We start from the raw sequence: 23,627 nt of genomic DNA, 5'->3' as shown, positions 1-23,627 counted from the left end.
CCAAACAATTGCTCATAAGCAAAACCATCATAAAACTGCTTTTAAAACAATTGTATTTAGTATACGGGATTCCGATATAAAGTTCTCTAAATCTTATGTAAAGTCTTTATTGTATTTTTGAGATCTCTATATCAGAGTAAACCTCAACTATTTATTTACCAATAATTTTTAAGCTTCCCTAGTAAGGGTAAGGGTATATTGTTTATTGATAACGTACAAAATTAAAGATGATACAGAAATACAAGTATTTATATTTAGGATTATTTGCCTTTTTTCTGTTGGGAATAATAGGTTGTATCAGTAATCGAAAATCTACAAATAACGATTCTTCTACAATTTCGGACGGTAATGAACCACATGCGAAAAAACATGATTTGAATCCTTCAAAAGCTACATCAATGTCAAAAAAAAATGAAAATCATACAGATTACGAGATACCGGATGGGTTTATTATAATCGAAAAGAAATATGGAGATTTAAATGGAGATGGACTAGATGACAGTTTGGTTGTTGTTAGGGATACAAATAAGGAAAATATTATTCAAGATGAAGATCATGGGGAAATAAATACAAACAGATATGGTATTGCTATTTATTTTAATAAAAAAGGAGAAAACGAATTGGTATCCCAGAATTTACACTGTTTCCCTGCAGGAAGTGATGCTGGTAGATTTTCTATTTCTCCAAAACTCTCTTTGAAAATACACAACGGAAATCTGTATATACATCATGACCATGGCAGATACGGCTATTGGGAGCATGTCTTCAAATATATAAATTCTGACTTTGAACTAATACGTTATGAATTAAGTGAAAATTATGGCCCGGTCGTCAATCGCAGAACGATTATTGATTACTTAACAAAGAAGAAATTAGTCCAGGAAAATATGAACAAGGACGCAACAGAAAGTGGAAACGAGCTTTTTAAAGAACAATTGGAAGATATTGATATGGACCAACGTATCAAACTGTCAGCTATTAAAGATTTTGAATCCCGTAAAATGTTTTTGTAAATTTTATTCTGTAAGATTAAAACCTGATAACTGTACCGTATTAAAATGCTTTCCAAAAATTCCATAGCGATTTTCAGAAACAAAATGTATAAATCCAATAGATAAAAACCTACCCCCTATTTTTCGCTTCGATCCACTTTGCCATATATTTTGTGCTTGCCAAAGCTTCTTGCTGCACTAGTTTTCCAATAATATTTTCGTTTCTGTGGTTATCCAGATTATTTGATACTGTTCCCAGATGTGTTTTTAACCTTTCATCCCAAAGATTCTTGACAAAAATTTCATTGATTATTTTTACCCCATTTTCTTGGGCTTTTTTCCATTTGGCTTTATTTGTATAAAGATCTACTGCGGCTTCTGCAAACCCTTCCCATTCCATACTTGAAGTGATAGTTCCGTTCCAAATACTATTTTCATTAATGCCCTCTGCACCAATAATTGTTGTTATGCTAGGAGTACCGTTTTTCATGGCATCGACCAACTTTCCTTTGATTCCGGCTCCAAAACGCAAAGGCGCTAGCAGAACCCGCGCATTTTGAAGCGCAGCCTCTAAATCTTCAATCCAACCCATGATATAAAATCCTTCTTTTGGATTGTGCATTTCCAAAACCTGTTGTGGCAGGTATGCTCCATACACAAAAAGTTTTGCTTCTGGCAAAGCTTTTTTGATCAAGGGCCATATCGAACCTTTCAAGACCATTAAAGAATCTACATTAGGTGCGTGTTTGCCATTGCCAACGCTTACAAAATCCTTTCGCGCTTCAAATGTTGGCCAATTGGCACGAGTCATACTAAATATTCTTTTCAAATGAAAAGGAAGGTAAAGCAACAGCTGTTCTGAAATATGTAACTCAGTTTTTAATATTTCGGTTTCGTAGGAAGAAATCAAAAGAGTAATATCGGAGCGGTAGATGCTAGCAACTTCACGTAAGGTTTTGGGATGATTCTTCCATTTTTCCATCGTGAACTGCTCCCCTTTTTTCACACATACTTCGCGTACGGTTCTAAGCGAGTGCAGGTCTTCGGTATTCAAAATCCGAACGGAAATAGGAGAAAACTCGGCTACGCGCCAACCAAACTGTTCTTCTATCATAAATCGGTCAAAAACAACAAAAGTTGGCTGTAAATCTTTTATTAAGGTATCAAAACTTGAATGGTTGAGCTTTAGGAAAACGGTTTTTACACCTAAGGAATCCAAATCAAAACTATGCTCCGTCCGTACGGCCGTAGAACCAACAGTGATTTGATAATCTTGGGAATTGAAGAAATGTATCAGCTGGAGCATGCGGTGCCCCGCCGCAGTGGTGTTTGGCTCTGGCCAAATATAACCGATAATAAATACTGTTTTTTCCATGATCAATATAAAAACAGTGCCAGAACAATTGCTGTTAGTTACATCATTGCCGCAAATTTTTTGGAAATACTGGAGCGCAATTTACGCTCGTAGTCTTCCTCTAACCATTCTTTGTAATTTTTGGTGTTGTTCATGATGCAATAGGAATATTGGCGAACTCTATAAGCAATTTCTTCTTTTAGTTCCTTGGCCAAAATACGGGCATCAAAAACATCCTCACTGTTTTCTACACAGATTTGGGCGTGTTGTTCAATGCTTTGCTCCAGCACCAATTTCGATTTTTTTCCTTGTGCAAAAACTTTTTTGTACGCTTCCTTTATATTGAAGGTAATGTTTTCGGATTTACTAAACTTGGCCCTAAGTTCTTCCGGCATTTCGTATACAAAATCACGCTCTATCTCTTCATCGTTCTTGATATTTTCCAAATAAAAATCCGGAAAATGGAAAATTTCCTGCCAATCCAACGGAGAATCCCAAGGTCCAAACCTAGCGAGGTTATTCCCCATATCAATTACCGCAAATTCATCTTTGTCAGGCAAAATCCGCGACCCGCGACCGATCATTTGAAAATATAGCGTAAGTGACCGTGTGGCACGGTTGAGAATTATGGTCTGTACACTGGGCTCATCAAAACCAGTGGTCAGAATACTTACAGATGTTAAAATTGCATCCGGGGTTTTGGCAAACCAATCCAATATTTCCCTACGTTCCGTGGCGGTATTCTTATTGTCTAAATGGCGGATGTCATAACCTGCTTTTTTAAAGGTTTCATAAACATATAAAGAGGTATTGATTCCGTTATTGAAAATCAATGTTTTGGTACCTTTTGCTATATCTTCGTAAGCAGACACCAGTTTCCCCAACATGCTATGGTTGCCATACAGCTCATCTGAGGATTTAACGGTATAATCACCATGAATGCCAAGTTTCAATGTTTTAAGACTAACATCATAATTGTAGAGATTTGCCTTGGCCAAAAAACGCTTTTCAATCAATGATTTGATGGATTCCCCAATTATCAAATGCTTATAGTTGTCCTTCATGGGGAGCTTGATGTTCGAGCTCAATGGGGTAGCCGTTACGCCCAATATTGTAGAACCTTCAAAATATTTGAAGAGTTTTCTGAAAGAATTGTAATGTGCTTCATCAATAATCACCAGTCCGATGTTGTTAATGGTAATTTTTTCTTCTTGGAGCCTGTTGTTCAAAGTCTCAACCATGGCAACAAAGCACATATACTCGTCCTGATCCTGTAACTCTTTTACTTCGCTGTTAATAATCTTGTTGGCCACACCAAAACCATGAAGCATTTTAGAGGTCTGCCTGCTCAGTTCGATCCTATGGGTAAGCACGATGACCTTTTTGCCCGTATCTTGTATATATTTTCTCGTGATTTCAGAAAAAACCACAGTTTTTCCTCCACCAGTGGGCAACTGGTACAAAATGTTGGTGCCCATGGGGAGTTTGTTAATGTGTTCAAAAATCTTCTTTAGATCTTCTTGCTGGTAATCGTATAATGTTTTTTTGCCTACTGCTTTTTCTATCTCCAAAGGAAAACGGGATATTAAATGTTCCAAAATATCAAACCTTACAAAATTAGACGTTTTTTACACTTCTATGGAGCTTTATTGAATCAATTCTATCAAAATACTATTAACAATCGTTCAAAATGGTATTTGTCGAGTGATTTTTTATCATACTCATAACATTTTGATAACAATAACACTCACGGTTTGGAAAATAGCCTTTTATGATGTATTATGTAAGCTATAATCATTTAGAAACGACTTACACATATGAGGCAGCTTAAAATTATCAAGCAGGTTACCAATCGAGAATCAAAATCCTTGGACAAGTACCTTCAAGATATCAGTAAAATAGATTTGATAACTGCCCAAGAAGAAGTTGAACTCGCACAGCGGATAAGAGATGGGGACCAATTGGCTTTGGAGAAATTGACCAATGCCAACCTAAGGTTTGTCGTATCAGTGGCAAAACAGTATCAAAATCAAGGATTGACACTACCCGATCTTATCAATGAAGGCAATGTTGGTTTAGTAAAAGCTGCCAAACGTTTTGATGAAACACGAGGGTTTAAGTTTATCTCCTATGCGGTTTGGTGGATCAGGCAGTCCATTCTACAAGCTCTGGCAGAGCAATCCAGGGTAGTCCGACTTCCTTTGAACAAAATAGGTTCCATCAACAAAATAAAAAAGACATTCTCTTATCTGGAACAAGCGCATGAAAGACCCCCTTCTGCAGAGGAAATTGCAAAAGAACTGGATATGACGGTAACCGAGGTAAAACAATCCCTAAAAAATACGGGCAGACATGTATCTATGGACGCCCCCTTAAAGGAGGGAGAAACATCCAGTTTATACGATGTCATGAATTCCAGTGAATCGCCCAAACCGGATAAAGAGCTAATGCACCAATCCTTGAATACAGAAATCAATAGGGCATTGGAAACACTTTCTCCACGTGAGGCAGATGTAGTTCGTTTGTATTATGGTATCGGTGACCAGCAATCCATGACACTAGAAGAGATTGGGAGTACTTTTGACCTTACCAGAGAACGTGTTAGACAAATACGGGAAAAGGCCATTAGAAAATTAAGGCATACATCAAAAAGTAAGATTTTAAAATCCTACTTGGGTTAATTCCAAAAAGGTTAAAATAAAAAGGGGGATGTCTTTTGACATCCCCCTTTTTTTGTGCTATGCACATTGGTTTTTAAGTACGGTTTAATTGATTTATGTTATAGTCGGTTAACATATCGTTCAAATCCTTTAGAAAGTTTAGGTAGGCCGTGTTTTCTTGACTTTGGTTTTTCATTGGTGATAGTTTTAAAATTTGGGGGACTATAAGTAATCCAATTCGGCTAGTTCGTTAATGCTCAAAATCTCATTGAGTTCTTGAAGAAAGGTCAAATATTCTTCTCCGTAGGTATCGTATAACATAATAATTCGTTGTTAATTATTTGGGTTATAATTATAACGTAAACCTATTCGAAAGATTACAGAAGGACAATAATTTGTGGTGAAATTCTAATTTGGAGTTGTGAAACACGAAAAAAATCAATCAACACGGATGCCGTCAATTCTTTTATTGATTGGAATACTTTTAAAAGTAATTTATTTTTGGTAATCAGACAGTTCTGTATCAAATACAGCTACTGAAAGTTCAAAGTCAAGATCTAGGTCGTCGTCAACTTTTGGAGGTTTTATATTGAATTCATCATAAAGGAAACAAAGACTCATTGGCATTAAATCTTCATCTTCAGAATTGGCTAGACCCAATTTGGCGATAAGTTTTTCCTTGATTTCAAATGCCTTGTTACTAAGTAAAAGTTCTGTACAGTTTTCCAACTCTTCCAATAGAGGAATTTCTTTTTTATCTCCTATTTCTAAAATCTCGTCCAATAGAATAAGTTTGGAGTCCGTATCAGATGCATATTCAAGCAGCTGATGAAAGATACTATGGCAATGGGCGGGTAAAAAGATATCTTCCATAATTAAAGGTTTTTGGATTCTACATATTTTTTAGTGCAGCGATTTCAAAATCTACCATTTCTTCAATTTTTGGATATTCCATCAAAAATTGATCATATAGAAAGTTAAGGTGCTTAATATCGTTGTCTGTTTTGCAAACACTTATAATTTGATTCGCTATTTCCAATAGACTAACAGTATTCATCATCCGCAGAGATGGCTGTATTTTCTTGCATGCTGATTCTATGTCAATAAAATTTCGTGCCTGTAGGTGGGTCTTAAAACTGCCAATAAACTCGAATATATTTTGCTTGTAAAGTCTTACCAGTTCTTCCAATAATTCCATTTCACCCATACATTCAACCAAAACGTGTTTTAGATTTAACTTTTCTGCATGAGAAATATTTTCAAAATCTTTTTCTATTGACAAATTTTGTGGGGTCTTGCTCCTCTGTATATTCTTTTCTCCAACCGATTGATGCACTTTTGTTTTGAGCAGTCGTTGATTTATTTTCTTTAGTGATTCTACAATCTGACGCTGTCTATTGGATAATTGCGTCTCTTGCAGGGAATCTATCAACGAAAACAGCAGTTTAATCTCGTTCAGCTGGTTTTCTGGATCTCTATTGGTTTGCTTTTCAATTCCCACTTCATCATAAATCCTATCCAATTGCTCTAATTCTGGAGCTCCAAAAACTTTTCCCTCTAATCCCGATTTAAAGTAATCAAAGGATTTTTTCAATTCACCAGCCTCAACCGTTCCAAGTTCCTCGTATGAAAAATTGCTAAGTCCAATTTCCAATTTTTCCAAATATGATAGTAATTCCCGTGTTCCCAATTGCTTTATAATTAGTTCTTTTTTAGTTTATTAAATTTGGTGATATCACTAAGGTTTTACAACATAATGTTCTAAAGCACATATATTTTGTTGTCAAATTGCTTTATTTGTAGGTGTAAATAAAAATTATGAGATATTTCTACTTAGTGTGTTTTACAATTCTATTATTTTCTTGTGCCGAAAAGACACCAAAAAAAACAGAAACCTTGAAAGAAAAAGCAAAACGTATTCATGATAAAGTGATTACCGTTGATACCCACAATGACATCAACGTCAAGAATTTTACGGACAGTATCAACTATACCCAGAATCTTGATACGCAGATAAATCTCCCAAAAATGGTCGAAGGTGGTTTGGATGTTACTTGGTTGATAGTGTATACAGGTCAAGACTCCTTGAATGCTGAGGGATATGCCAAAGCTTCTGATAACGCAATTGCCAAGTTTGAAGCCATACATAGGCTTTGTGAAGAATATGCGCCTGATAAGATCGAGCTGGCATTGACCTCAGACGATGTTAGGCGAATAGATTCAATCGGTAAAAAGGTAGCCATGATAGGTGTTGAAAATGCTTATCCTATAGGTGAAGACCTATCCAAATTTGAAGAATACCACAAGCGCGGTGCCAGATATATTTCACTTTCCCACAACGGCCATAGCCAATTTTGTGATTCCAATACAGGGGAAAAAGACAGTATCTGGTTACACAATGGCCTAAGTGATTTGGGGATAAAGGCCGTGGAAGAAATGAACAGGTTGGGAATTATGATAGATATCTCCCATCCCTCCAAAGAATCGATGAAACAGATGATAGCCGTTTCAGAAGCTCCTATTATTGCATCCCATTCGTCTGCAAGGGCACTTTGCGACCATAGTAGAAATCTGGATGATGAGCAACTGATGCTGCTCAAAGAAAATGGTGGTGTTGTACAAACAGTTGCATTCAGTTCGTATTTAAAAACGGATAAGCATGATGCAAGGGCTGCTTATATGAAAAAAATCCATGAGCAAATTGCTGATTCTTTAGAAATTGATTGGTATGAACGTTCACAATTTTCCTCATTGACGGATGAACAGCTTACGGAGTTTATGACAAACTATCGCAAGGTAAAAAAAATGGGGGATGAGATGGCAGCAAAGGATGAAAATGCTCCAGAAGCTGTAAATGTATCAGACTTTGTGGACCATATCGATTACATGGTAGAGCTTATAGGTATAGACCATGTTGGTATCAGCTCAGATTTTGATGGTGGAGGTGGTATTGAAGGTTGGTCAGACGCCTCCGAAACATTCAATGTGACCCATGAGTTGGTAAAACGTGGATATACTGAAGAAGATATTGCAAAGCTTTGGGGTGAAAATCTATTACGGGTGTTGGACGAAGTACAGGAGATTGCTACTGCTAAGAATTAAGAATCTTCGATTTCTTTTTTAGCCAATCTGTCCTTAACATATTCTATTTTTGTCTTTCCATGGGGTGTGGGATTTCCATTCTCATCAAGATTGACCATGATAATATTATCAACGGTAACGATGCTTTCGTGTGTCATTTTGTTTCGCACTTCACAGTTCAATGAAATGGATGTTGTGCCGAATTTGATGACCTCGATACCAATTTCAACGATATCCCCTTTCTTGGCGGTGCTCATAAAATTAATTTCGGACATATACTTTGTGACCACTTTTTTGCTTTCTAGCTGAACGATACTGTATAGCGCAGCCTCTTCGTCTATCCAGGCAAGTAATCTTCCACCAAATAAAGTACTGTTCGCATTTAAATCTTCAGGTTTTACCCATTTTCTGGTATGAAATCTCATTGTAAAGTAATATACGTTATCTTCTTTGCACAAAATTTAGCTTTTTAATCAAAATGGTTTATATACTTTTAAATTTTAACATAACAATTTCATATTTAATAATATATGTTAATCATTAAATAAACTTTTCTTAATTGTTTGGGATAAAAAATACAATACAGATAAATTGGAGTATCAATCAAAATCAAACAGCCAAGAATGAAAGCTATCTCTGATTATTATTCAGACCCCAGCTTTACAGTTTTTTCCGTACCTACTTGGAGAGCAAAACTTTATAAATTTCTCTCTGTGAACCTATGGGGCAATATTCCAAGCAACATTCAAAAAAGAGCATCTGCTTGGTATAGTTCGTTTTATAACAAGCCTGTTTCAAAAAAAATCATTAAGCCTTACATTAGAATCAATTACGCTGACAAGAATTATCTAGACAAGTTTAAACCGCCCAATGGCAAAAATTCCTTTGATAATTTTCAAGACTTTTTTATAAGGGAATTTAGGGTTTTGCCAGAAAGTAAAAGTCCTTATGTATGGCCATGTGAAGGTCTTTTATGTGATGAGGGAAAAGTTGGCAACTTAGGCGCTGTTCGCGTAAAGACAGATGTGAGGTCGGTTTCTACAATTTTTGGGTTAGTTCCAGATCAAGTTCCCAAGGATTACACCTTCACGAATGTATTTCTACATAATAAAAATTACCATCGTATTCATTCACCCATTAATGGAACAATAAAACGAATTCAACATATACCTGGTGACCTAGTAGTGCTCAGACCTTGGATATATAAGCAAAATCCTTCTTTACCAGCTTTCAGAAACGAACGTTACAACATAGATATTGTAGATAATCAAGGGAAGGTCTGGTACATTTCCATTATTGGCGGGCCTGCCGTTGGAACAATACATATTCCTGAGAATATCCAGATTGGATATAACGTTACTAAACTACAACAGCTGTCTTTATTCTATTTAGGCTCCACTTGCTGTATGGCTGCTCCTCTTTCGCCAAGATATCATTCCAAAAATACTTTTGTGGAAGTAGGTGTTCCCTATTAAAATAATGTATTTGGCTTATTTTTCAACAAAGTGCTCGGAACCGTAAGTTTGGTTCCCAATTTTTTGTTCAAATTTTCGATAAAATAAGCTGATAAAAGCGGGGATTCAAGTTCCAGATTTTGATGCACAAAAAAATGGATGTTTTTTAAGCCCATTGCTTTCCATTCGGCTAATTTATCGACCCAATCATCCAACCGGGCATAATCTGATTCGTGATTTGCGCCTACATACCTTATAAAGGCTTCATCATTGGTCAATCGCATATGCATTATATCCCTCCTACCTGCTGTATCCACTAGGACATTTGCGATGTTGTTCTCCTCCAATAGGTGGTAGAGTTCTTGGGCCACCTTTTCATCGGTGAACCAATCCGTATGCCGAAACTCCATTGCCAATGGAAATTCTTTTGGCCAGTAATTTACGAACTGTACTACCCTATCCCAGTTTTTTGGTCCAAAGTTGTTATGCATTTGCAAGAAAATGGTTCCTAATTTTTCCTTCAGCAATGTGGTAACCTCTAAATAACGATCTGCAATTTCATATACTTTATCGTTCAACCTGCGTAAATGACTTACCTCGTTCGTCATTTTTGGAAAGAACTTGAACCCTTCAGGAGTTTTATCATGCCATTTTTGATATTGTTCTGCAGGAAAAATCCTGTAGAACGTGGCATTCATTTCTATACAATTAAATTGGGATGAATAATAGACCAATTCGTCCTTGGTCCCTCTGGGATAAAAGTTTTTAAGGTCTTGCCTGTTCCATTTGGCGCAGCCAACATAAATATTTGATTCTCCTTTGTCCTCTTGTTCTGAGAGTAGTATTTCGGTGTCCGGATGATTTTCGGGCATGCTAAAATCAATTAATTCCGGGTGCTCAACTTTTCCAAATTTCATGGATCAATTTTTACATTTCAGCTACTAAGTTAAAGATAAATGAATCCTGTTCATAACATCGTTAAAAACTATTGGCACTTCAAAACATGTGCATTTTAGGTTTATGTAATTTTAATAAAACTTACAACCATGGATTCAAGATCCAAGAATCTTTTGGACAGTCGTCCAGAGATTATCCAAGCTAGACTACATGACAATATGAGTCCTGACGAGCGTTTTCAAAACAAAACATTAAGACCCGTAATCAAACTTCAAAACTTCTTATTGATAGAGGTTTTCAAGAACTATATTGATAAACACAAGGGCGCCTTTCATGATCTTTCTTTAGAAAAAAGATTGGAATTTATTGAAAAATCCATTCAAAAGGATATTAAATTCCGAAACTCCCTTAAGGGAATGATTATAGGTCAATTTACCGTGGAAGAATATCATATTTATATTCAAAATTCGTCTGCATTGAACAAGCGCATGATGAATATGGTCATAGAAAGAATCAAGGATCAAGTACAATTATTAGAAAATATTGTACTACTCCAATATTGACTCTCCATCTAAGTTGGTCGTTAAAATGTCGCTCATCAAATCGAAGTAGGGTCGTATTATCTTGAAAGATTTATCGATCTCATCGATAAATGAATCGGAGAGCACTTCTCTATCTGAAAAATTGCGTACGAAAATAAATTGCTTCTTTTTGATCAGGTCTATATTATCGTGTTCTTTGTCAAAATTTTTTGGAGCAGTTTTTACTTCCTCTCCCTCAAGTGATCCCCAAATGTCTTTGAAAGATTTTTTATTGATTATTTCCCTAAATTCCGATGCATCCATTTCCAGTTCTTTTCGTATTCGGAACAAATCATCCTTATTTGGTCCCCAAAAACCTGTGGCAGCAAATGTTTCGCCAGGTTTTATCCTTAAATAATACCCTCCTCTCAAATGTGCCCCCAATCTGGAAAAAGATGCGGCAAAATGTGATTTATATGGTGTTTTATCTTTAGAAAAGCGGACATCCCTGTAAATACGAAACATTTTCATTTTTTCGATATCATCATGTGCTTCCAAACGTAATTGGATACTTGAATAAAATTCTTTCACATGTTCCTCGTGTTTTTTAAAGATGTCCTTATTTTCCAAGAACCACTCCCTGTTGTTGTTTTTCGCTAACTTTTTTAAAAAATCGAGAACCTCTTTTGAAATTTTTGGATTATTCACGGGACAAAGTTGATGTGTTATTTTTAAGCTAAAGTTAGCTAATTTCATAACTGTGTGATAAGGATTTAGCTATTTTTAAATTTATATTTTAAGTATGGACAAACAGAAAATAATTGCCGAACTCAATAAACACAAAAAATTACCCCACTTAGACTATAGATTAAAAGAGAAAACAGAGAGTTTTACAAATACGCTATTCTATACATTATTTGATGTTAATACTCCTGTATCTGAAAATCTTACTATTTTGGAGCAAGAATTCAGTTTGCTTATGGATATGGCTTGTTGGGATTCCCATAAACCATGTTCCACAGTTTGGGAAAATTATATACAGAAATTGCCAGGAATCTTGGAAAAACTCAATTTAGACGCGGAGGCAATCCTTAATTGTGACCCTGCCTCTCTTTCAATTCAGGAAATTTACATGGCTTATCCCGGTTTTTATGCAATAGCCATTTATCGTTTGGCACATGAACTTTATAAACAAGGATTTCCTTTGGTGCCTAGATTGATGACTGAATACGCCCATAGACAAACAGGGGTCGATATCAATCCAGGTGCACAAATTGGCAAGTCTTTCTTTATCGATCATGCTACTGGAGTTGTAATAGGGGAAACAGCTCTTATTCATGATAACGTAAAAATCTATCAAGGTGTAACATTGGGCGCTCTATACGTAGCCAAAAATCTTCAAAAAGTCAAAAGGCACCCTACTATCATGTCCAACGTAACAATTTATGCCAATGCTACTATACTTGGTGGTGAAACTGTTATCGGGGAAAACTCTGTAATTGGTGGAAATGCTTGGTTGACAGCTTCTGTCCCTCCCAATTCTACAGTTTTCCATACTCCTGAAATAAAAATAAAAACAACGTCCAATGTTTGATAGTGTCCTCGATTTAATAGGCAATACCCCTATGGTCCAATCGAAAGTCTTGAATACAAATCCTAATGTAAGATTACTTTTTAAACTAGAAGGTCATAATCCAGGCGGAAGTGTTAAAGACAGACCAGCTTTAAATATGATAAAAGCGGGCATGGAGCGAGGTGAAATAACCAAGCAATCGAAACTTATTGAAGCAACAAGTGGAAACACGGGCATAGCACTAGCTATGATTGCAGGAATATATGGGCTTGATATAGAACTGGTTATGCCTGAAAATTCAACAAAGGAAAGGATTCAGACCATGAGAGCCTATGGAGCAAAAGTTACTTTGACTTCTTCAGATGTAGGAATTGAAGGAGCCCGTGATTATGCTGAGTCTAAAGTTAGAGCGGATGGATATTTTATGCTGAACCAGTTTGCCAATGACGACAACTGGAAAGCGCATTACAAAACCACTGGACCGGAAATCTGGAACGACACGGATGGAAATATTACACATTTTGTTTCGAGCATGGGTACCACAGGCACTATAATGGGCACATCTACCTTTTTGAAAGAAAAGAACCCTAATATTGAAATCGTTGGGGTTCAACCTACCGATGAAGCAAAAATTCCTGGAATACGAAAATGGCCCAAAGCATATTTACCAAAAATCTTTGATCCACAAAAAGTAGATAAAGTATTGGAGGTAAGCCAAGAAGAAGCTCAATCAATGGCCAAAAGGTTGGCCAAGGAAGAAGGCATTTTCTCAGGAATGAGCAGTGGTGGTGCAGCTACCATAGCATTAAAATTGGCAAAAACATTGGATAAAGGAACCATTGTCTCTATTGTCTGTGACCGCGGCGATAGATATTTATCCTCAGATTTGTTTGGATAAAATCATTGAAGCTCTTTTTGAATTCCTTTCCGAAAGTTTTCAAATTCAATCAAATTATTATGATTGCCATCTTCAATGGTGTAGAGTTTTTTATCGGAATGCGGTATAGCTTCGAAGAGTTTTTTGCCTGAATCATAGGAAACTACCTTATCGGCCGTTCCATGAAAAATTCGGATAGGAGCTTTTACATCTTGTACATACTCGTTAGAGGTCATCTTATATTTCAACAAATGCTTTAGTGGCAAAATTGGGAAACGATCTTGCGCTACATCAAGTAAATTGTAAAAGGGGGTTTCCAATATCAGTTTAGAAGGTTCGTTTTTGGATGCTAGATGTGATGCAATTGTAGCTCCCAGTGATCTCCCGTATACTATAATTTCGCTCTCATTATATCTTTTCATGGCATAATTGTAGAAAAGTTGTGCGTCGCCATATAAACCCTTTTCAGAAAGCACACCAGTACTTTTTCCATAAGTTCTGTAATCCATGACCAACACATCATAACCAAGCTCGGTAAAACCGGAAGCGATATACCCCCATCTGGATAAATCACCTGCATTTCCATGAAAATATAGAATGAGTCCCTTTGGTTCTTCAACCTTAAAATGTACAGCGTTTAATTTGGCACCGTCCTCATTGTTCAAAAATACTTCCTCAAAATCTTGGGAAAATGAATATTCATAGTCAGCGGGTAATTGTGAAGGTAAAAAAATGAGTCGCTCTTGAAGAAAATATATCATAAGTACAATTGAGAAAAAGAGGATTAAAATGCTTAATCCAAAACGCTTAAGCTTTTGCATTGGATTTTCGTGTAGCGTGTTTTACATTGATACTTGAACCCTCTGTATTTATTTTTTTAGGTCTCACCGTTATAATTTCGGCTAACATTTCATGATAGGATTCAAACGTGTTCAAATCTTTGTGCCCACCTCCTATTACGGTATACAACTTGGAAAGTTCAGGTTTTATTTTGGATAGCTTTACACTTGTTTTATAGGGTATCAACCTATCGTCCGTGCCATGTATAATATGAATTGGGCAGTTAACGTATTTCAACCATTTATATGTTGGCATTGGAAATTTTATCAATAAGGATAAGGGCATAAAAGGAATGAATTTTTTGGCAACTTTGCTTAAACTATAATATGGAGCATCCAGTATTAGCATTCTAGGATTGTTCATAGACGCCAATTTGGCTGCAAAGCCGGACCCCATGGAGCGACCATATAAAATGATATAACGCTCTGATACTTTTTCTTTCAACTTGTTATAGATTACTTGCATATCACGTTTGACCGCTTTTTGTGTTCTCCTTCCTGTACTCTTGCCAAACCCACGATAATCTACCATGATAACGTCGTACCCATGTCTTGTAAAATCCACTGCAAATTTGCCCCAACCCTTTATACTCTTTGAATTGCCCTTAAGGTAAAAGACCAATCCTTTTGATTGCTTGGCCTTAAAATGTAGACCATTGATGGTTTCGCCATCCCTGGTTTCTATATTGTATTCCTGTATTTCTTGATTGTCATAATGAAACTGAAAATCCTTGGGAAGTTTCTCGGGTTTAAATAGGAAATAATCTTGTAGAAAATAGAGCAATACACTTATTAGAACATACACTGAAAGTATAATAAGTAAAATGTAAAGCCAGTTTGGCATATCCCCGTATTTGTCCCAAAATACAAAAATCTAGTAACACTTTTAATTTAGATAAGTTTCCTTCTTTAAAAGAACATGCTTGCACCAATAAACAATTGTATTTTAAGATGTTTTTGTCAGATTATCCTACATAATTCACTTCATATCGATTTCTTTGGATTTATATAGTAAGTTATACTTTCCTTTATATGAGTTATGTAGAACCCAAATCTGAAAATAACATGAAACTACTTTTGAATACTTTAACATGGAAAAGAAATGCTATTATCACTTTAATATTATTGTTTTCTCTGATAATATTAAATTTTTACGGGCTGTACACCGATAAATTCAACTTTTTGAAGCCTGGCAATTATGTGTTTCCTGTATTAAGTTTAGTACACTGTTTGTACTTATATGTAATCTGGTTTAAAATAACGGAAGATGAACTCCCTGATCCAAAAATGAGAAATCTAGAATATATTCTGTATGCGATAATGATTGTTTATTTTTTCAAAATTTATGATACTGCTAGCATATTGAGTTCCGCTTCACAATATCAAGAACATATTATCCCTGCAAGTTTTAAACCTATTGGGGGTTTCACACTTATTTTATATTGTCTATTGCCACTATTTACATTGGTATCGTTCTGGCAGCGAAAAGACCATATTGGCCAATATAACTTTGAAAATTACAACGATAATTTGAACATTTGGCAGTAAATCAAATTTTACAGCCCTCGAATATAACTACCATAAAGGTCTTTGAATTGATATCCTTCGGTAAATCGGTTCTTAGTGAGTTTTTTATGCGCCACAAGCCCCCAAAGCAACAACTCTTTCATAAAGTAAGAATCCTCTTTTGAAACCGAGGGCTGGTGCTCGGCAATGAGTTTGCTCAAGGGTTTTACAGCATCCAATTTAGCCCTGTACTCTTCATCTTTATCCTCATCAAGCAACTCAAAACCATCACCATCAAAGAACCAATGAACTAAATCATCGTATGCAGTTTCTGCATCTTTGTGTTCCAGTTTTGCTATCTCTGGGAAATAGTTGGGGAACAAAGACTTTATGGCATCCTCAATAAGAATCTCTGCTACGGCGCCTGCACCTTCCTGTTCTCCTTCATAAACCAATTCTATTTTTCCCGTGATCGATGGAACTACGCCCATAAAATCGCTTAAACGTACCGTAGTTTGTTTTTCCCCAGACCTAACAATTCTCCTTTCGGCAGTACTTAGTAAATTTTCAAATGCCGTTATGCTCATTCTTGCACTCACTCCACTTTTGGCATCTACATATTCACTGTTTCTTGCTTCAAAACTAATTTGTTCCAAAACATCCATGGCAATTTCTGGAACATATACTTTATTTTTTTGCCTTTCGTCCAGTTGTGCTTCCTGTTTGGTGATTTTTTTGGCAATTTCCAATGAATCAGGGTAATGGGTCAATATTTGTGAGCCAATTCTATCCTTTAAAGGGGTAACGATGCTACCTCTATTGGTATAATCTTCAGGGTTGGCGGTAAAAACGAACTGTAGGTCCAAAGATAGGCGTAGTTTAAATCCACGAATCTGTATATCACCTTCTTGCAAGATATTAAATAAAGCTACTTGAATTCTTGCTTGAAGGTCCGGTAGCTCATTGATAACAAAAATACAACGGTTTGCCCGTGGAATCATACCAAAATGAATGACCCTATCGTCCGCATAGGACAGTTTTAGGTTAGCTGCTTTTATGGGGTCGATATCGCCTATCAAATCGGCAACGGTAACATCTGGCGTAGCCAATTTTTCATAAAATCGTTCATCCCTATGAATCCAAACAATCTGGGTATCGTCACCCTTTTCTTTGATGAGTTCAGTTGCATACCTAGAAATAGGCTGAAACGGGTCATCATGTACTTCCGAACCTTCTACAACAGGAATCCATTCATCCAATAGTTGGACCATCAATCTTGCCAAACGGGTTTTCGCCTGACCTCTTAACCCCAGCAAATTGATATTATGCCGAGATAAAATAGCTCGCTCCAATTCTGGAATCACAGAGTTTTCATATCCCCAAACTCCATGAAAGGTCTCTTCACCATTTGAGATTTTCTCCAATAGATTTTCTCTCAGCTCATCTTTTATACTTTTAGACCGATAACCGGACTTTATTAATTCACCTAAGGTTCTTATTTTTTTTGTGTCTATTTTCATTCCTTTTCAATCAATTTTTTATTGGATTTTATCCTTCGGCAAGCTCAGGATTTTAGTTTTTTTGGCACTTATGAAATTGTACCTTGCATTTTCAACTTCATACCTATTTAATCCTTTTTCTTCTGTTTTGTTCGTAATCCTCAAATATCATTTCGCCTAAACCTTTTAAACCCGTATAAAACGCTTTTCCTTTATTGGCCTGTGTAAATTGCCGTACAAATTGCATAAGGTAGGGGTCTTGAGCAATCATAAAAGTAGTTATGGGGATATGAAGTTTTCTGGCTTGCTGTGCCATTGCATAACATTTCTCAACAATATAATCATCCAGTCCAACACTGTTTTTATAATAATCCCCATTCGGAAGCCTTAAGCAAGATGGCTTTCCATCCGTAATCATAAAAATCTGCTTATTGGTATTTCGCTTTCGCCGTAGCATATCCATTGCCAATTGTAATCCTGCAACAGTATTGGTATGGTAGGGTCCCACTTTCAAATAGGGCAAATCTTTAATCGGGATTGGCCAAGCGTCGTTTCCGAATACCAAAATATCAAGGGTATCCTTAGGATAGCGTGTTGTAATCAATTCAGCCAAGGCCATAGCTACTTTCTTGGCGGGGGTTATTCTATCCTCACCATATAGAATCATACTGTGGCTAATATCGATCATCAGCACCGTACTCATCTGGGCTTTGTACTGCGTATCTTCAACAACCAAATCTTCTTCACTCAACGAGAAACTGTCCAATCCATGATTGATCTGGGCATTTTTAAGACTTTCCGTCATAGAAATATGCTCTAGGCTATCTCCAAAACGATATTCCCTAAACTCCCCTGTATGTTCATCTCCCCTGCCAGATTTCCCCGTTTTATGGTTACCGGAACCGCTTCTCTTGAGCTTACCAAATATTTGGTCCAAGGCACGTTGACGAAGCATACGTTCCAACTTCGCAGTTATCAAAAGATTTCCACCGCCATCACCTTCCTCTCCATCACCTTCTCCTTGGTCGGCATCATTATCAAGTTCTTCTCGAATGAATCCTTTTGCCTTCAAATCTTCTATAAAGTCATCAATGGTATAATCTTCATCGGTAAGCTCATATTCCTTATCCAATTCGCGTAGCCAATCCAACGCCTCTTCCACATCCCCAGAAGTATGCGTGATGAGTTCTTGAAAAATCTCAAAAAGTTTTTCGAACGGAGTTTGGTCTGGAGCTTCATAGGTGGTAAACCGAAATCCCCTTCTTGTATTCATAGCCATTACATAAAATTAACACATTCTAGCCTTATGATCATAGCTTTAATGAAAACTTAACTTTATGCAAAGTTCAAGTTCAAACTCAAACTCAAACTCAAAGTTCAAATTCAAACTCAAACTCAAACTCAAAGTTCAAATTCAAATACAAAATCAAATATAAAGTTTGAACCCAGGTACAAGTACTATTTTAAAATGGGATAAAACTCATATATGTAGTTCAAAATTGGCTGATTGCTCACTGAAACCGAATTATTGAAATTTGATATGCATCTTTCGGCTAAATTTGTTTGGATGGATAAAAGACTATGTATTGGCTTTTACAATACCTTCCCATTGTGGGTCAAAGAACAATTTGGAGTTTCCCAATTTGAATTTCCACAAATAGCAATAGCTCAATTTGAACCTAAACCTATTAACAAAGCTTTACGGCTCGGTCATCAAATGGAAGAAGTATTCGAACAGTTGTTAATGGCTTCTGAAAAATGGAAAATAATAGCAAAAAACCTATTGATAGATGAGGGCAAAACACGATTGGGCGAGCTTGATTTTATCCTTCAAAATACTAATACGGGAAAGGTTCATCACGTGGAGCTGGCCTATAAATTCTACATTATTGATCCTGAAATATCAGAACCTGTCCACCGTTTGATGGGACCGAATAAATGGGATATGTTCTTTACCAAATTGGACAAATTGAAGGAAAAACAATTTCCATTGCTATACCATACAGCGTTGAAAAACAAATTAGGGGAACTGCAAATAAAGCTGGATGGTATCAATCAAGAGGCTTGCTTTAAAACGCAGCTTTTTATCCCTTATAGCAATAGTAATGTGTCTATTCGCCCATTGAACAATAAATGCATTCAAGGGAATTGGATTCGATTTAATGATTTTAATTCTGAATTATTTAAACGATTTGAATATTACATTCCTTTTAAAAGAGAATGGGTCATTGCCCCATCAATGAATCGAAAATATACATCCCATTACATGACGCTCCTTGAAGTTAACGTGAGAATGCTAAAGGAAAATTCACCAATGCTCTGGCTTAAAAAAATCGATGGAACTATTGAAAAATTGTTTGTGGTTTGGTGGTAGCTTCGTTGTTCAAATGAAATGTTCAACCTTCAACTAAAAAAATCTTATAGCTTCTTACAGTAACCATCAACCTTCAACCATCAACCATCAACCGTCTACCGACCCCTGGCATCCAACAATCATCAAAATCAATGTCTGCTCTCGAGAACTTTTACAATGTCTTTCAGTGTATATCCTTTGGCCTGCAATAAAATCAAATAATGGAACAATAAATCCGCGCTTTCGTTCAAAAAAAGTTCATCGTTATCGTCTTTGGCCTCAATCACAGTTTCAACAGCTTCCTCCCCTACTTTTTGGGCTATTTTATTAATGCCTTTTTTAAACAATGACGCAACATAGCTTTTTTCATCATCCTGGTGTTCTTTTCGGGAAGTTATAATCTCCTCTAGTTCCGTTAGAAATCCAAAATTCTGTGTGTTGTCCCCAGCCCAACAGGTATCGGTTCCTTTATGACAAGTCGGCCCTTCTGGATTTACCATAACGAGTAGGGTATCATTATCACAATCATTTTTTATGCTCACTAGATTCAAGAAGTTGCCACTCTCCTCGCCTTTTGTCCATAATCGCCTTTTACTACGACTAAAAAAAGTGACCCTTTTGGTTTCTTGCGTAACATCCAATGCCTCTTGGTCCATATATCCTAACATAAGGACATTTTTTGTTTTAACATCCTGAATTATTGCAGGTACTAATCCATCGTTATTTTTGTTGAAGTCTATTTTCATATTTATAGTCTAACGGGAATTCCTTCTTTCCGCAATTGTTGCTTTAAATCCTTTATTTCTATTTCCTTAAAATGAAAAATACTGGCGGCCAATGCTGCATCCGCCTTTCCATCAGTAAAAGTATCAGTGAAATGTGAAATTGCCCCTGCGCCGCCCGACGCAATTATTGGGATATTAACCAAGGTAGATAGTTTAGCAAGGCCCTCATTTGCAAAACCACCTTTTGTTCCATCATGATTCATGGAAGTAAAGAGTATTTCTCCCGCACCGCGCTCTTCAACTTCCTTGGCCCATTCGAACAAATCAATGTCCGTTGGTACTTTCCCTCCTACTAAATGAACTTTCCAGTTTCCATCGATTTGTTTGGCATCTATGGCAACAACGATGCACTGCGAACCAAACTTGGCTACCAATTCATTAATCAATTCCGGTCTTTTGACGGCTGAAGAATTAATAGAAACCTTATCAGCTCCATTTTGGAGTAATACATCAACATCTTCAACAGATGAGATTCCTCCACCCACAGTAAATGGAATATTAACTTTTTCCGCGACATGATACACCAACTCCGCTAAGGTTTTTCTTTTTTCCTCTGTTGCCGAAATATCTAAAAATACCAATTCGTCAGCGCCTTTCTCCGCATATATTTGGGCAAGTTCCACTGGGTCTCCCGCATCCCTAAGGTCGACAAAATTTACACCTTTTACAGTGCGCCCATTTTTAATGTCCAAGCATGGAATTATTCGTTTTGTCAGCATATATCAAAGTTAGATATTAGAAGTAAAAAGTTTGAAGTAGAATATATTTTCATCTTATCTATGTTTGTGCGACCCTGAAACGAGTTCAGGGTGACGGGGCCCGTCCCAAAAAATCCAAAGTGTTCAATCGCTGTTCTTCCACTTTTCTTTTTGCGTCATTCTGAACTTGTTTCAGAATCTCATCCCCATTGTCCTCTTTCCAGCTGTGCAACCCTGAAACGAGTTCAAGGTGACGTAACTATTCATTCTTAACATTTAGATCAATCCCATCGTAAAACCCTAAATCGCTATTGATTAAAATTTTGGTCCATAGCGCTATTTGCCCCGTATGATATGACAGGTGTTCCACTACATGAATAATATTACCAATTCCAGAGAATTCGAATCCTTGTACCGACCTTTTCTTTATCAATTCATCGTTTGTTGCCGAGTTAAACACAAACTTGGCTTTTTCTACGGTTGAAACCAGTTTTTGAAATAGTTCGTCTTTGTCCAAACCGGATAAAGTCATAAATTCTTCATTCCGGTTCCTGTTATCCTCGGTACCTTGAATCGAAGAAATCCCATATTGTGTGATATTGCCACATAGATGTAAAATGAGATTTCCAATGCTATTTGTACTTTCATTGGGTTTTTGCCAAATTACTTTGTCTGAGAGTTTCTCCAAGCAGATTTTGATCATGCGTAGGTTTTCCTCCATTCTATAGTTTGCATTGAGTACTACTTCTGTTTGCCACTGTTTATACATTTTCTAAAATATAGTTCTCCAGTTGTTTTAAACTGATTCTATTCTCATAGATAGCTTTTCCAATAATAGTTGCTTCGCAACCAATTTCCTTAAGTTTTGGCAATTCTTCAAAACTGGAAATACCTCCACTTGCAATCAAACTAATACCTATGACTTCGCTATCTTCTACGCCACTCCCAGTTATGGAAGTTTCTGTTTTCATGGTATTGGACAGAATCTTTTTGTAAAGTTCAAACGAAGGCCCTTCCAACATTCCATCTTTACTTATATCCGTACAGATGATATATTTGACTCCATTTTTTTGATAGGATTGAATAAATGGAATCAATTCCTTATCTGATTCTTCCAACCATCCTGAAACTGCAACTTTCTCATCTTTGGCATCTGCTCCCAATATAATTTTTGATGTGCCATATTTTTGCAACCAGGCCAAGAATATCTCTTTCTCTTTTACCGCAATACTTCCGCCCGTAATTTGATCGGCCCCGCTTTCAAAGGCTATGTGTAAATCTTCATCTGTTTTTAGACCGCCCCCAAAATCAATTTTAAGATTGGTATGTGTCGCTATATTTTCCAATACTTTGTGGTTGACGATGTGCTTCGATTTGGCACCATCCAAATCTACCAAATGTAAATATTGAATACCATGGGATTCAAATTTCTTTGCAATTTCCAAAGGACTTTCGTTATAAATCTTTTTGGTAGCATAATCTCCTTTGGACAATCGGACACATTTTCCTTCGATAATATCAATGGCTGGTATAATTCGCATTTAAGTATTCTTTTTTAGCATCCAGGTTTCTGGATTCGGTATTCTTTCAAAACCAAATTGAGCATATAAAGCATGTGCATCGTTCGTTCTAAGCCCTATTACGTTTACATTTTTAAACTCTGGGTATTCAAAAATAAATTTTAAGAGTATTTTTCCAATTCCTTTTCCTTGATACGAATCAAGTATGAAAACATCCATTAGCCATGCAAACACCACTAAATCACTCACTACTCTGGCAAAGCCGATTTGGTTGTTACTTTTATCAAAAATCCCAAAGCAAATTGAGTTCTCCATTGATTTCAATACCAAAGATTTACTTCTTCCTTTCGCCCAATATGATTTAGTGAGATATTTATGAATTAAATCAACATCCATTCTTGATTTTTCGGTAGTGATATAATAGTCGTTGTTCATTTTAATTCTAAAAAATTTTGTAAAATCTTTGCTCCAATAGTACTACTTTTTTCAGGGTGAAACTGGGTTCCATAAAAATTGGCCTTTCCAAGTGCGGCACTGTAAGGCAAAGCATATTCCGATGTTGCCAGGGTTTCTTTTCCAATAGGCGCATAAAAACTATGTACCAAATAGATGTGTGATTTCTCGGGAATATTTCTGAACAAATCCGATTTTAAATCACCTATCTGGTTCCAACCAATTTGTGGCACTTTTACGGATAGCGGAAATTTCACGACATCCAAATCAAAAATCCCAAGACCTTTTGTATTTCCCTCTTCGGATGCATTGCACATCAGCTGCATCCCCAAACATATTCCCAAAACGGGTTGTTTCAAGTCAGGAATAATCATATCCAGTCCGCTCGCCCGTAATTTTCTCATTGCAGAGCTCGCCTCACCTACCCCGGGAAAAATAACCTTATCCGCATTTTTAATTTCCTCGACATCATTCGTCAAACGCGCCGTGAAACCCAAACGCTGAATGGCAAATTTGATGCTCTGGATGTTTCCAGCGCCATAGTCTATGATTACTATTTTCATTT

27 protein-coding genes are annotated in these 23,627 nt (G+C 36.5%); 9 read left to right on the top strand and 18 right to left on the bottom strand.

Annotated elements, in window-relative coordinates; genetic code table 11:
- Positions 1–227 precede the first annotated feature (227 nt).
- Positions 228–1,013 (top strand): hypothetical protein, encoded by a 786-nt coding sequence (locus tag HME9304_RS15240; protein WP_112379396.1) that lies wholly within the window; start codon positions 228–230, stop codon positions 1,011–1,013.
- A 109-nt stretch (positions 1,014–1,122) separates the two neighbouring features.
- Here HME9304_RS15240 and HME9304_RS15235 read toward each other — a convergent pair whose 3' ends face one another.
- Together HME9304_RS15235 and HME9304_RS15230 are read right to left on the bottom strand one after the other, a co-directional pair.
- Entirely contained in the window at positions 1,123–2,367 is a 1,245-nt protein-coding gene (locus HME9304_RS15235) for a glycosyltransferase (protein WP_112379395.1), read from the bottom strand.
- 38 nt (positions 2,368–2,405) lie between these two features.
- Positions 2,406–3,944 (bottom strand): DEAD/DEAH box helicase, encoded by a 1,539-nt coding sequence (locus HME9304_RS15230; protein ID WP_417935235.1) that lies wholly within the window; start codon positions 3,942–3,944, stop codon positions 2,406–2,408.
- Between the two features lie 219 nt (positions 3,945–4,163).
- Between HME9304_RS15230 and HME9304_RS15225 the strand changes: the two genes are divergently transcribed.
- On the top strand, positions 4,164–5,027 hold the full coding sequence (locus HME9304_RS15225) for a sigma-70 family RNA polymerase sigma factor (protein ID WP_112379394.1): 864 nt from the start codon (positions 4,164–4,166) through the stop codon (positions 5,025–5,027).
- Between the two features lie 474 nt (positions 5,028–5,501).
- Here the strand turns inward: HME9304_RS15225 and HME9304_RS15220 are convergent, their stop codons facing one another.
- Both HME9304_RS15220 and HME9304_RS15215 read right to left on the bottom strand, forming a co-directional pair.
- Entirely contained in the window at positions 5,502–5,879 is a 378-nt protein-coding gene (locus HME9304_RS15220; RefSeq protein ID WP_112379393.1) for a hypothetical protein, read from the bottom strand.
- Positions 5,880–5,898: 19 nt separating this feature from the next.
- Entirely contained in the window at positions 5,899–6,696 is a 798-nt protein-coding gene (locus HME9304_RS15215; RefSeq protein WP_112379392.1) for a hypothetical protein, read from the bottom strand.
- Positions 6,697–6,824: 128 nt separating this feature from the next.
- On the opposite strand from HME9304_RS15215, the gene HME9304_RS15210 reads away from it, so the two are divergent.
- Positions 6,825–8,108, top strand: a complete 1,284-nt coding sequence (locus HME9304_RS15210) for a dipeptidase (protein WP_112379391.1) — start codon at positions 6,825–6,827, stop codon at positions 8,106–8,108.
- On the opposite strand, the gene HME9304_RS15205 is transcribed toward HME9304_RS15210, so the two are convergent.
- On the bottom strand, positions 8,105–8,512 hold the full coding sequence (locus tag HME9304_RS15205) for an acyl-CoA thioesterase (RefSeq protein ID WP_112379390.1): 408 nt from the start codon (positions 8,510–8,512) through the stop codon (positions 8,105–8,107). The genes HME9304_RS15210 and HME9304_RS15205 overlap by 4 nt on opposite strands.
- Positions 8,513–8,710: 198 nt before the next feature.
- Here HME9304_RS15205 and HME9304_RS15200 point away from each other — a divergent pair, with 198 nt between their 5' ends.
- A complete protein-coding gene (locus HME9304_RS15200) occupies positions 8,711–9,562 on the top strand; it encodes a phosphatidylserine decarboxylase (protein WP_112379389.1) in 852 nt (283 codons plus the stop codon).
- Here HME9304_RS15200 and HME9304_RS15195 read toward each other — a convergent pair.
- Positions 9,559–10,458, bottom strand: a complete 900-nt coding sequence (locus tag HME9304_RS15195) for a DUF72 domain-containing protein (protein WP_112379388.1) — start codon at positions 10,456–10,458, stop codon at positions 9,559–9,561. The two genes, HME9304_RS15200 and HME9304_RS15195, sit on opposite strands and share 4 nt — an antisense overlap.
- 129 nt (positions 10,459–10,587) lie before the next feature.
- On the opposite strand from HME9304_RS15195, the gene HME9304_RS15190 reads away from it, so the two are divergent.
- On the top strand, positions 10,588–11,001 hold the full coding sequence (locus tag HME9304_RS15190; RefSeq protein WP_112379387.1) for a glyoxalase: 414 nt from the start codon (positions 10,588–10,590) through the stop codon (positions 10,999–11,001).
- Here the strand turns inward: HME9304_RS15190 and HME9304_RS15185 are convergent.
- Positions 10,987–11,715, bottom strand: coding sequence for a DUF2461 domain-containing protein (locus tag HME9304_RS15185; protein ID WP_112379386.1), 729 nt, complete (start codon positions 11,713–11,715; stop codon positions 10,987–10,989). The genes HME9304_RS15190 and HME9304_RS15185 overlap by 15 nt on opposite strands.
- Before the next feature lie 46 nt (positions 11,716–11,761).
- Here HME9304_RS15185 and epsC point away from each other — a divergent pair, with 46 nt between their 5' ends.
- Both epsC and cysM read left to right on the top strand, forming a co-directional pair.
- Positions 11,762–12,553 carry a serine O-acetyltransferase EpsC gene (gene epsC, locus HME9304_RS15180; protein ID WP_112379385.1) on the top strand — a complete coding sequence of 264 codons (792 nt, stop codon included), beginning with the start codon at positions 11,762–11,764 and terminating at the stop codon, positions 12,551–12,553.
- Positions 12,546–13,430 (top strand): cysteine synthase CysM, encoded by an 885-nt coding sequence (gene cysM, locus HME9304_RS15175; RefSeq protein ID WP_112379384.1) that lies wholly within the window; start codon positions 12,546–12,548, stop codon positions 13,428–13,430. The genes epsC and cysM overlap by 8 nt, the downstream gene beginning before the upstream one ends.
- 2 nt (positions 13,431–13,432) lie before the next feature.
- Here the strand turns inward: cysM and HME9304_RS15170 are convergent, their stop codons facing one another.
- On the bottom strand, positions 13,433–14,170 hold the full coding sequence (locus HME9304_RS15170; RefSeq protein ID WP_239023322.1) for an alpha/beta hydrolase: 738 nt from the start codon (positions 14,168–14,170) through the stop codon (positions 13,433–13,435).
- A 46-nt stretch (positions 14,171–14,216) separates the two neighbouring features.
- On the bottom strand, positions 14,217–15,092 hold the full coding sequence (locus HME9304_RS15165; protein WP_112379382.1) for an alpha/beta hydrolase: 876 nt from the start codon (positions 15,090–15,092) through the stop codon (positions 14,217–14,219).
- 443 nt (positions 15,093–15,535) lie between these two features.
- Here HME9304_RS15165 and HME9304_RS17195 point away from each other — a divergent pair, with 443 nt between their 5' ends.
- Positions 15,536–15,796, top strand: coding sequence for a hypothetical protein (locus tag HME9304_RS17195; RefSeq protein WP_239023317.1), 261 nt, complete (start codon positions 15,536–15,538; stop codon positions 15,794–15,796).
- 8 nt (positions 15,797–15,804) lie between these two features.
- On the opposite strand, the gene HME9304_RS15155 is transcribed toward HME9304_RS17195, so the two are convergent.
- Together HME9304_RS15155 and HME9304_RS15150 are read right to left on the bottom strand one after the other, a co-directional pair.
- Positions 15,805–17,274 (bottom strand): magnesium chelatase, encoded by a 1,470-nt coding sequence (locus HME9304_RS15155; protein ID WP_112379381.1) that lies wholly within the window; start codon positions 17,272–17,274, stop codon positions 15,805–15,807.
- 103 nt (positions 17,275–17,377) lie between these two features.
- Entirely contained in the window at positions 17,378–18,532 is a 1,155-nt protein-coding gene (locus tag HME9304_RS15150; protein WP_112379380.1) for a vWA domain-containing protein, read from the bottom strand.
- A gap of 288 nt (positions 18,533–18,820) precedes the next feature.
- Here HME9304_RS15150 and HME9304_RS15145 point away from each other — a divergent pair, with 288 nt between their 5' ends.
- Positions 18,821–19,627 (top strand): DUF1853 family protein, encoded by an 807-nt coding sequence (locus HME9304_RS15145; protein WP_164674857.1) that lies wholly within the window; start codon positions 18,821–18,823, stop codon positions 19,625–19,627.
- A gap of 128 nt (positions 19,628–19,755) precedes the next feature.
- Here the strand turns inward: HME9304_RS15145 and hisIE are convergent, their stop codons facing one another.
- The 7 genes from hisIE to hisH all read right to left on the bottom strand — a co-directional run bounded on the left by hisIE (position 19,756) and on the right by hisH (position 23,625).
- On the bottom strand, positions 19,756–20,352 hold the full coding sequence (gene hisIE, locus HME9304_RS15140) for a bifunctional phosphoribosyl-AMP cyclohydrolase/phosphoribosyl-ATP diphosphatase HisIE (protein WP_112379378.1): 597 nt from the start codon (positions 20,350–20,352) through the stop codon (positions 19,756–19,758).
- Positions 20,353–20,354: 2 nt separating this feature from the next.
- Positions 20,355–21,110: an imidazole glycerol phosphate synthase subunit HisF gene (gene hisF, locus HME9304_RS15135; RefSeq protein WP_112379377.1), complete on the bottom strand. Its 756-nt coding sequence runs from the start codon at positions 21,108–21,110 to the stop codon at positions 20,355–20,357.
- 85 nt (positions 21,111–21,195) lie between these two features.
- A complete protein-coding gene (locus HME9304_RS17210) occupies positions 21,196–21,321 on the bottom strand; it encodes a hypothetical protein (protein ID WP_262510365.1) in 126 nt (41 codons plus the stop codon).
- A gap of 27 nt (positions 21,322–21,348) precedes the next feature.
- On the bottom strand, positions 21,349–21,858 hold the full coding sequence (locus HME9304_RS15130; RefSeq protein ID WP_112379376.1) for a DinB family protein: 510 nt from the start codon (positions 21,856–21,858) through the stop codon (positions 21,349–21,351).
- On the bottom strand, positions 21,851–22,630 hold the full coding sequence (locus HME9304_RS15125) for a 1-(5-phosphoribosyl)-5-[(5-phosphoribosylamino)methylideneamino]imidazole-4-carboxamide isomerase (protein WP_112379375.1): 780 nt from the start codon (positions 22,628–22,630) through the stop codon (positions 21,851–21,853). Before HME9304_RS15125 ends, HME9304_RS15130 begins: the two co-directional genes overlap by 8 nt.
- Positions 22,631–23,044 (bottom strand): GNAT family N-acetyltransferase, encoded by a 414-nt coding sequence (locus HME9304_RS15120; protein WP_112379374.1) that lies wholly within the window; start codon positions 23,042–23,044, stop codon positions 22,631–22,633.
- On the bottom strand, positions 23,041–23,625 hold the full coding sequence (gene hisH, locus HME9304_RS15115; RefSeq protein ID WP_112379373.1) for an imidazole glycerol phosphate synthase subunit HisH: 585 nt from the start codon (positions 23,623–23,625) through the stop codon (positions 23,041–23,043). The genes HME9304_RS15120 and hisH overlap by 4 nt, the downstream gene beginning before the upstream one ends.
- Between the last annotated feature and the right edge of the window lie 2 nt (positions 23,626–23,627).

Origin of the sequence: Flagellimonas maritima (assembly GCF_003269425.1) — a bacterium.
GTDB lineage: Bacteria > Bacteroidota > Bacteroidia > Flavobacteriales > Flavobacteriaceae > Flagellimonas > Flagellimonas maritima.
This window is presented reverse-complemented; position numbering and strand designations above follow the sequence as displayed.

Bases quoted from the DNA above. Each gene is read 5' to 3' on its own strand.
- HME9304_RS15145 (WP_164674857.1), top strand. From the start codon at position 18,821: ATGGATAAAAGACTATGTATTGGCTTTTACAATACCTTCCCATTGTGG.
- HME9304_RS15205 (WP_112379390.1), bottom strand. From the start codon at position 8,512: ATGAGATTTCATACCAGAAAATGGGTAAAACCTGAAGATTTAAATGCG.
- HME9304_RS15235 (WP_112379395.1), bottom strand. From the start codon at position 2,367: ATGGAAAAAACAGTATTTATTATCGGTTATATTTGGCCAGAGCCAAAC.
- HME9304_RS15125 (WP_112379375.1), bottom strand. From the start codon at position 22,630: ATGCGAATTATACCAGCCATTGATATTATCGAAGGAAAATGTGTCCGA.
- HME9304_RS17195 (WP_239023317.1), top strand. From the start codon at position 15,536: ATGAGAAATCTAGAATATATTCTGTATGCGATAATGATTGTTTATTTT.
- HME9304_RS15220 (WP_112379393.1), bottom strand. From the start codon at position 5,879: ATGGAAGATATCTTTTTACCCGCCCATTGCCATAGTATCTTTCATCAG.
- HME9304_RS15165 (WP_112379382.1), bottom strand. From the start codon at position 15,092: ATGCCAAACTGGCTTTACATTTTACTTATTATACTTTCAGTGTATGTT.
- hisF (WP_112379377.1), bottom strand. From the start codon at position 21,110: ATGCTGACAAAACGAATAATTCCATGCTTGGACATTAAAAATGGGCGC.
- HME9304_RS15170 (WP_239023322.1), bottom strand. From the start codon at position 14,170: ATGATATATTTTCTTCAAGAGCGACTCATTTTTTTACCTTCACAATTA.
- HME9304_RS15225 (WP_112379394.1), top strand. From the start codon at position 4,164: ATGAGGCAGCTTAAAATTATCAAGCAGGTTACCAATCGAGAATCAAAA.
- HME9304_RS15240 (WP_112379396.1), top strand. From the start codon at position 228: ATGATACAGAAATACAAGTATTTATATTTAGGATTATTTGCCTTTTTT.
- cysM (WP_112379384.1), top strand. From the start codon at position 12,546: ATGTTTGATAGTGTCCTCGATTTAATAGGCAATACCCCTATGGTCCAA.
- HME9304_RS15120 (WP_112379374.1), bottom strand. From the start codon at position 23,044: ATGAACAACGACTATTATATCACTACCGAAAAATCAAGAATGGATGTT.
- hisH (WP_112379373.1), bottom strand. From the start codon at position 23,625: ATGAAAATAGTAATCATAGACTATGGCGCTGGAAACATCCAGAGCATC.
- HME9304_RS15195 (WP_112379388.1), bottom strand. From the start codon at position 10,458: ATGAAATTTGGAAAAGTTGAGCACCCGGAATTAATTGATTTTAGCATG.
- HME9304_RS15130 (WP_112379376.1), bottom strand. From the start codon at position 21,858: ATGTATAAACAGTGGCAAACAGAAGTAGTACTCAATGCAAACTATAGA.
- HME9304_RS15185 (WP_112379386.1), bottom strand. From the start codon at position 11,715: ATGAAATTAGCTAACTTTAGCTTAAAAATAACACATCAACTTTGTCCC.
- hisIE (WP_112379378.1), bottom strand. From the start codon at position 20,352: ATGAAAATAGACTTCAACAAAAATAACGATGGATTAGTACCTGCAATA.
- HME9304_RS15200 (WP_112379389.1), top strand. From the start codon at position 8,711: ATGAAAGCTATCTCTGATTATTATTCAGACCCCAGCTTTACAGTTTTT.
- epsC (WP_112379385.1), top strand. From the start codon at position 11,762: ATGGACAAACAGAAAATAATTGCCGAACTCAATAAACACAAAAAATTA.
- HME9304_RS15210 (WP_112379391.1), top strand. From the start codon at position 6,825: ATGAGATATTTCTACTTAGTGTGTTTTACAATTCTATTATTTTCTTGT.
- HME9304_RS15150 (WP_112379380.1), bottom strand. From the start codon at position 18,532: ATGGCTATGAATACAAGAAGGGGATTTCGGTTTACCACCTATGAAGCT.
- HME9304_RS15190 (WP_112379387.1), top strand. From the start codon at position 10,588: ATGGATTCAAGATCCAAGAATCTTTTGGACAGTCGTCCAGAGATTATC.
- HME9304_RS15155 (WP_112379381.1), bottom strand. From the start codon at position 17,274: ATGAAAATAGACACAAAAAAAATAAGAACCTTAGGTGAATTAATAAAG.